Source organism: Sulfurimonas sp. (assembly GCF_027056685.1).
GTDB lineage: Bacteria > Campylobacterota > Campylobacteria > Campylobacterales > Sulfurimonadaceae > Sulfurimonas.
In genome coordinates, this window is record NZ_JALUKE010000194.1 from 1 (window position 1) to 7,880 (window position 7,880).

A 7,880-nucleotide genomic window follows, 5' to 3' on the forward strand; every position below is an offset into this window, starting at 1 on the left:
TTTGAATACTAAGTTCACGCGTAGGTGAGAGAATAATAGCACGCACACCACTACCTTCACTTGGTTTTCTAAGTTTTTGTAAAATCGGCAGTGCAAACGCAGCAGTTTTTCCTGTTCCTGTCTGTGCTGTTGCAAAGATGTCTTTTTTAGATAAGATCACAGGAATAGCCCGTTTTTGGACAAGTGTAGGTTCTTTATATCCCAAATCATTTATAGCATCAAGTAGTGGTTTAAAAACCCCAAGTTTTTCAAAAGACATTTATTACCCTTAAATTAATATGCTTTAATTCTAGCATATTTAGCATTTGTAAGCTCTTAGCTGATATAATTCGTAAAAATATAAAGAAGTAATAAATTATGCTTAGAAAAACACTTAAAAATACCTCAAAACATGAGAAGCTCCGTGCCTTTATAAAAAAATCTAAAATTCCACCAGAATACCTCTCTCCAAGTAGAAAAATGATTTCTCGTGGTGTACTCATAGGACTTTTCATTGCATTTATACCTATGCCTATGCAGATGGCAGCAGTTCTGCTCTTTGTTCCATTTGTAAAATTCAATGTTCCCATCGGATTAGCAATGTGTTGGCTAAGTAATCCCATTACGATGCCACCAATGTACTACATGGAGTATCTCACTGGTTCTTTTTTACTTCATATGAAACCACAACCCGTTGAGATGACGCTTTCATGGTTTTCAAACAACCTTGACAATATTTTTATACCACTCTATTTTGGAACAGCTATGTACTCTATATTTGGCTCAATCTTAGGATATTTTTTAGTAAATTATTTGTGGAAACTCTCTGTAAATAGAGATAAGAAAAAACACTATACAAAGAGATAAATTAAAATAAAGAGGGGCGTATAAAAGTAAGTGTATGAAAATCAAAAAAGTAATACACAAGCGCAACTATCCATAAAAGTATAATTACAATATGTACAAGTAAAAAAGAGGACTTACTTATCTTGTGTCTAAAAATGTACATACTGAGTGTTGCACCTAAAAATCCGCCAAGAAGTGCAAAAGTATGGAGTTCATTCTCTGATATTCTGCGTTTAGAAGATTTTGCAAGAAGTTTATCAATCCAGTACACTATAAACGCAGCGACATTTATAAAAATAAAATAAGCGAGTATGACTTTTTGCACTATTTTTTACGACTCCGAATTAACAATATTATACCTGCAATAAGGAAAGGAATACTTAGTAATTGCCCTGTTGTTAAATCAATGCCCAAAGAGTAATCAGCCTGTCGCACTTTTACAAACTCTACTACAAAACGAACAGTGAAAATAAGCACTAAAAAGAGTCCAAGCATAAACCCTTTTTTTACCTTGTTTATATAATTTTTGTAAACATACAAAAGAATAAAAAAGATAATAAGATATGAAAACCCTTCATAAAGCTGTGCAGGATGACGAGGAAGGTTATCTACTCTTGCAAAAATAATTGCCCAAGGAACATCTGTAGGTTTACCTAAAATCTCAGAGTTCATAAAGTTACCCATACGAACAAAAAATCCAAAAAGTGCAGTAGGAATAACAAGCCTGTCTATAAGCCACATAAAATCAACTTTATACTTTTTACATCCATAGTAAAGCCCAATAAGAACACCAGCTCCACCACCATGAGAGGCAAGACCACCCTCCCATACCGCAAAGATTTTCATAGGGTGTGCCATATAGTAATCAGGGTCATAAAAGAAACAGTGTGCCAATCTTGCACCTATGACAATTCCCACAACTGCATACAAAAAGAGTGGTTCAATACTACTCTCATCTTTGCCCTCAATTTTATAAACCCTTTTCATAAACTCCAATCCAACAAGAATTGCCGTTGCAAAGAGAAGTCCATACCAATAGATATGAAAAGGTCCAAATGAAAACAAAATAGGATTTGCATCCCAAACAAAATAGTGTTGCATATTATTTTCTCAAAGCTTCAGCTATTAGCTCTATTGGGTTTTTAAATATCGTATCAACTTCTGCATAGTTCATAGAAGCATTTATCTGCATACGACACGCTGAGCACTCAGCACTTACGATCTCAGCACCCGTCTCTTTTATCATCGCAGCTTTAGGCGCACCTGCAGCTTTTGCAAACTCATACTTTTCACTCTGCATTGTCACCCCACCAAATCCACAACATCTGTTTGGATCACTCATCTCGACTATTTTATAATTTTGGCGGATAAGGTTTCGTGGCTCTTCATGGATTCCCTGCATCTTTTTTGCATGACAAGGGTCATGATAGGTAACTATTTTTGGAATTTGTTCTTTTTGTGCCAAAATTGTTTCAAGCTCTGTATGGTGTTGGAGCCACTCTGTCGCCATAAAGACTTTTTTCATTACTTTTCTTGCTCTCTCTTTCCACTCTGGCTGATCATGAAAATAGTGTTCATAGTCAATTTTCAGCATTGCAGAACAAGTCGCTTCTGGCACTAAAATAGCTTCAACATCATCTGCAAATTTTTCAAAATACTCAATGTTAAACTTTGCATTATAATCAACCGTATCAAAATCACCTGTAAAATAGGCAGGTGCAGAACAACACTTCTGACTTTTTGCCAAAAAGGCATCTATCTCAAGTGCCTCTAATATCTCTAAAAGCGAATCTCCAATATTTCTAAAGTTGTAATTTCCTAAACAGCCAATAAATATAGCAACTTTGCGTTTACCACCATTGTTAATATTTTCACGATGTGCATTTAAAAAAGAGGTCTTTTTCAGACTTGGTAAAAGTCTATCTGCTTTTAACATAGGAATATTAAAACGAGAATGCATAGAGTCAATGTCGGCTTTTATCTTAAAGCCACAGGTCTGAAACACCCAACCCATCTTAAACGCAAGGTCATTGAGCCAACGGTGACGAAGCAGTAGAAAAAATGCTTTTTTATACCATGCAATGCCATATTTTTGGGCAATGTCACTACGAACTTGTTCTATTATCATATCTGTCGGGAGTGATTTTGGACAAACCTCAACACAGTTCGTACATAAAAAACAACTCTCAAATATATCTTTTGCAGTCTTATCAAGCTCTAAATTACCGCGTTTATACTCACCCAAAAGGTCAATAAACCCACGAGGGGAAGTAACCTCATCTGCGTTTATATTATGAATAGTACAAACAGGAATACACTTTCCGCACTTTACACAATCATCAGCGATTTCATCAAAACTGAACATATCTTCTGGCTTTTTACTCATTGCTTACACCGTTTTAGAAAATGTTTTATTGCTGCTTGCATGTTGTTTCATATAAGCATCAAAAGGCATAGCAATATTTCGAATAAGCAGTGTTCCCGTTTGGGAACACTCTATTTTTTTATCGCTTAGTGTTATAAGTCCCTCATCAACAAAAGGCTTCAATGCTTCGATGGCATCAGCAAAATACTCTTTGAAGTTTACATTGTAAAGTTTTTCAAATCGTTGAATATCAAGTTTGAAGTTACTCATTAACTCCATGATGACATATTGACGAATCATATCATCTTCATTTAAAGAAACACCTCTCTCAAATGGAAGCTTCTGTGCATCAATAGCAGCTTCATACGATGGCATATCCTTAAAGTTTTGGGCATAATAATCTACACCTTCACCAATAGAAGTAAGACCAACACCTATAAGATCTGCGCCGCCTTTTGTTGTATAGCCTTGGAAGTTTCTGTGTAGTTCACCTTTTTCAATGGCTTTAAAGAGCTCATCTTCAGGTTTTGCGAAGTGATCCATTCCTATCATTTTGTAGCCGTTCTTTGTAAGAAAATCAATAGTATATTGCATAATTTGCAGTTTTTCATCTGGACGAGGCAGTGTTGTCTCATCTATCTTACGCATTGTCTTTTTAAGCCATGGCACATGAGCATAATTAAAGACTGCAAATCGGTCAGGATTCAGTGTCAGAGCAAGAGAGAGTGTCTCTTTAAAAGTCTCTAAAGTTTGAAATGGCAATCCATAAATCAAATCTACATTTACCGAGTGCATATTATATTTTCTTGCCAAGTCCATCGCATCTTTTGTAACATTATATGGTTGTACACGATGCACTGCAATCTGTACTTTTTCATTAAAATCTTGAATACCAAAACTCACACGGTTAAAGCCATGAGAAGCCATCACTTTCATTTGAGCTTCATTAATATGACGAGGATCTATCTCACATGAAATTTCGGCATCTTTTACAAAGTTAGGAAAATAAGACTTTATTTCACTAATGATCTCATCAAGCTGCACTGCTGAAAAGAATGTCGGAGTACCTCCACCAAAATGCATTTGAATTACCTTGCGTTTCATATCAAGATGTTGTGAAAGAATTTTAAGTTCGCGTTTAAGGTAGTCAATATAACGAACCATTTTATCTTCTTTAGAAGTAAAAACAACATTACATCCACAAAAATAGCAGGCATTTTTACAAAATGGAAGATGAAAATAGAGACTCAAAGGACGCTTACTATCTTGAAATTCCAACTTATTTATATACTCGTCATACTTAAAATCATCTTTAAATTCTAAAGCTGTAGGGTAAGAAGTATAGCGAGGACCGGGTTTTGAGTACTTTGTAAATTTTGCAAAATCTAACATTTTCATCCATTTGTATTGATTTAAGAACTGGTTTAATTCTCGTGATTATCTCTAAAAAATACTAATAAAGTGATAAATTTTTTGAAATATGTTAAAATGCCGATAAATTTCAATTTTTTAGGATTTCTATGCAAATAAATGAAAAAATAACATTTCATCATATTCTCTCTCTTGTTCGATCTTCACTCTATGTTCAGTTAGTCATGCTTGTAATTATGTCTCTTTTTCGACTCTTTTTTTACTTTTCATTCGCGCCAGATAACCTGAAGAATGTGCCATTTTCAGAAATTTTAGGAGCGTTTTGGCTGGGAAGTAGGCTTGATCTTTCTATTCTTGGTTACACTTTTATACCTATTATTCTCATGGCAATTGTTTTTACACTATTACAGGGAAAAGTTTCTTATAGATTCGCAAAACCCTTTTTCCTTTGGTATCTTGTTCTTATAGATCTTATTGCTACGCTTATTCTTGCTGTTGACTATGGGTATTATGCCTTTTTCAATGAACATATTTCTATTTTTATTTTTGGTTTTTTCAATGATGATACCACCGCCCTTTTAAAAATATTTTGGAAAAATTATCCTACAATTAAAATTTTTATAATAGCAATACTTTATATATTGGGACTAACTTTCATAATTAAAAAAATCTTCTCTCTTCCTATGTCACAAAAAAAAGAGACTTTTAAGATATATACACAATTTTCAATTCTTTTTGCTCTTATATTAATCACTATTTTAGCTATTCGTGGCTCTTTTGGTATGTTTCCAATTTCTCATTGGATCAAAGATGTATCGAGTAACCACTTTGTTAATCAAGTAAGAAAAAATTCTGTTTATTCCTTAGTAGATGCTATAAACTATTACAAAAAAAGTTTAAAATCTCAACGAGACCTTGTAAAAGAGATGGGCTTTGACAATAATATAAGTGGTGCATTTCAAATAATTACAAACAAAAAAACGATCAATCTGCAAAAGCCAGAAAAGAATCTACTCAAGACAACACCTTATAATAAAAAGTTAGAAAAGCTTAAACCAAATGTTGTTGTCATTCAAGTTGAAAGTTTTGGAACACCTATTTTAAAATATGAAAGTAAGCATTTTGATATTATGAGACATCTCAAAAAACATTTTGAACAAGATACTCTCTTTACTAACTTTATCTCTGCGGCAAATGGTACTATTGTCTCTATGGAACCCATGTTACTAAACTTGGTAGCACGCCCAAATACCATTCCTTATGGGCAAAGTATGTTTAAAAACATGCACTTTCCTACAGCAGCTGCAAGTGTTTACAAAAAAAATGGTTATGAAACGCGCTATCTCTATGGAGGTGACCTTTCATGGAGAAATGTTGGTGGCTTTTTCCCACATCAGGGCTTCGAGCATGTGGAAGGAAAAGTAAAAATAGCACAAACACTCCATTTAAACAAAGCAAAAGATTTTCATGACTGGGGAGTTTATGATCAATTTCTTTACAAATATATAATCAAAAGATTAAAAGAGGCAAAAAAACCTCAATTTATTTATGCTATGACAACAAATAATCATCCTCCATTTGAACTCTATGCTGATTACAAATCAAAAAAACTAACAATTGATGCAAATCTTTCAAAACATCTTAAAGGAGATCAAAAAGGCATTCTTAAACGACTTTATGACTATCAATATGCATTAGATATGGCTGGAAAATTTCTTGATGCTATTAAATCCTCACCTCTTGCAAAAAATACTGTTGTTGTTATTACTGCTGACAACAATACTTTTGAAGGGCATATGAAGTATGATCATTTTTATCAAGAGTCAAAACAAATACCTTTTTACATCTACCTTCCATCAGCGATAAAACCTAAAAAAGCAATCGATACATCAGTACCGGGATCGCATAAAGACCTTTTCCCAACTCTTTACCATTTCACTCTTTCCAACGCATCCTATATGGCTGTTGGAAGTGACCTTTTAAATAAAAATATATTACACTGTGGTATCAATGAAGCAGGAGTCATCATCACTACCGATGGAGCATTCCAATCAGGAGTTCCAAAAAATAAAATAGAGAGAAAGTGTGATGTATATAGAAAAGCAAGTATTGCAGTTACTGATTTTCTAGTAAAAGATTGGTATAAAAAATCAAAGCTTTAAGTGATTTAAAATCTCTACAGCTACACTCTGCGCAGATTTATTTTTAATTTCTAAAGATATATCACGCTCTTTAAGCGTTCCATAGAGCGTAGGTGCTGTTGTTTTAAACAGAGCGATTGTAGGTACTCCACTTGCACTTGCTAAATGCATAGGTCCTGTATCACCACAAATAAAAGCATCTAAATTTGCCATAAACGCAGCGAGTTTTCGTAGATCTTTTTGCGAATACTCTAAAACTTCATTAGAGAGTTTTACAGGGACATCGGGAGAGAGAATATCTATAATAGTAATCTTCTCATCTCTCTTTTTTAAAGATTCTATTAAATTTTGCCAATATTCATCATCAATAAGTTTATCAAAACGGGCATTTCTAAAAATTGCAAAGACTTTAACGCCTTTATTATCTGTTAATTTTAAAAGCTCATCTCTACCCCATTGCAATTCTTTCTCAGATAAAGCAATAGAGAGTTTCAAATCATAATTTGGAGAAATATTAAAAATTTTCATAAGTTCCAAAGGTTTAAGCGCTTCATGATTAACTTCTAAATCTTCTCTCTCCACACATCTATTCACAGGTGTAAAAGTGGTATCGTTGCAAAAAGCAACTTTATAGGTCGATTTTGCAAGAAGCGTTGCCAAGCGATCACTTGAAGAGTTTCCATTTAGATTTAACACAACATCATATTTTTTACTTCTAAGTTGCTTTACATATTGAAAAAGTTCTACGGGATGTTTCAATAAGGCTCGAGGAAAATCATAAATATTTTCAACATTTTCAAATCCTGTAAAAAGATTTTTAGTAAATGGTGCACCAATTAATACATCTATTCTAGAATAAGGAAAAGCCTCTTGAAGTTGCTGAATAAGTGGTGTAGTAAAAAGCATATTTCCTATACGATAATTTATGCGAATTATAAGAATATGTTTAATTTTATGAGGGTTAATAATATCACTTGAAAGCTTTGGTGAAAAATGACGAAGGGATTCACCCACTATAACTTTTAGCTCTCTTCTAAATTTGACATGAAAAGGTACGGACACATGAACTCCTAAAATAAAAGTGAATTATATCTTTTTTAATCTTACTTTTGATAAAATAGGTAACTTTTATAAAAATGGAATAAAATGCAAAAAAAAATCTTAGTAACAGGTGGAGC

Annotated in this window: 8 protein-coding genes; 2 read left to right on the forward strand and 6 right to left on the reverse strand. The window is 33.4% G+C overall.

What is annotated here, in order from left to right:
• Window positions 1–259: DEAD/DEAH box helicase (locus MVY38_RS08630; protein ID WP_297485285.1), on the reverse strand; the 259-nt coding region annotated here is incomplete at its 3' end.
• A 98-nt stretch (window positions 260–357) separates the two neighbouring features.
• Here MVY38_RS08630 and MVY38_RS08635 point away from each other — a divergent pair.
• Window positions 358–846, forward strand: a complete 489-nt coding sequence (locus tag MVY38_RS08635; RefSeq protein WP_297485287.1) for a DUF2062 domain-containing protein — start codon at window positions 358–360, stop codon at window positions 844–846.
• A gap of 1 nt (window position 847) precedes the next feature.
• Here MVY38_RS08635 and MVY38_RS08640 read toward each other — a convergent pair whose 3' ends face one another.
• From MVY38_RS08640 to hemN, 4 genes are read right to left on the reverse strand one after another with little or no spacing between them, the layout of a single operon-like run.
• Window positions 848–1,150: a DUF1294 domain-containing protein gene (locus MVY38_RS08640; RefSeq protein ID WP_297485289.1), complete on the reverse strand. Its 303-nt coding sequence runs from the start codon at window positions 1,148–1,150 to the stop codon at window positions 848–850.
• Window positions 1,150–1,926, reverse strand: a complete 777-nt coding sequence (gene lgt, locus MVY38_RS08645) for a prolipoprotein diacylglyceryl transferase (protein WP_297485291.1) — start codon at window positions 1,924–1,926, stop codon at window positions 1,150–1,152. Before lgt ends, MVY38_RS08640 begins: the two co-directional genes overlap by 1 nt.
• A gap of 1 nt (window position 1,927) precedes the next feature.
• On the reverse strand, window positions 1,928–3,211 hold the full coding sequence (locus tag MVY38_RS08650; RefSeq protein WP_297485293.1) for a (Fe-S)-binding protein: 1,284 nt from the start codon (window positions 3,209–3,211) through the stop codon (window positions 1,928–1,930).
• A 3-nt stretch (window positions 3,212–3,214) separates the two neighbouring features.
• Window positions 3,215–4,582, reverse strand: coding sequence for an oxygen-independent coproporphyrinogen III oxidase (gene hemN / locus MVY38_RS08655; RefSeq protein WP_297485295.1), 1,368 nt, complete (start codon window positions 4,580–4,582; stop codon window positions 3,215–3,217).
• Between the two features lie 128 nt (window positions 4,583–4,710).
• Between hemN and MVY38_RS08660 the strand changes: the two genes are divergently transcribed.
• The gene (locus MVY38_RS08660; protein WP_297485297.1) at window positions 4,711–6,723 is read left to right on the forward strand and encodes an LTA synthase family protein; all 2,013 of its coding nucleotides are present in this window, start codon (window positions 4,711–4,713) and stop codon (window positions 6,721–6,723) included.
• On the opposite strand, the gene MVY38_RS08665 is transcribed toward MVY38_RS08660, so the two are convergent.
• Window positions 6,712–7,764, reverse strand: coding sequence for a glycosyltransferase family 9 protein (locus MVY38_RS08665; RefSeq protein WP_297485299.1), 1,053 nt, complete (start codon window positions 7,762–7,764; stop codon window positions 6,712–6,714). The genes MVY38_RS08660 and MVY38_RS08665 overlap by 12 nt on opposite strands.
• Window positions 7,765–7,880: the final 116 nt, after the last annotated feature.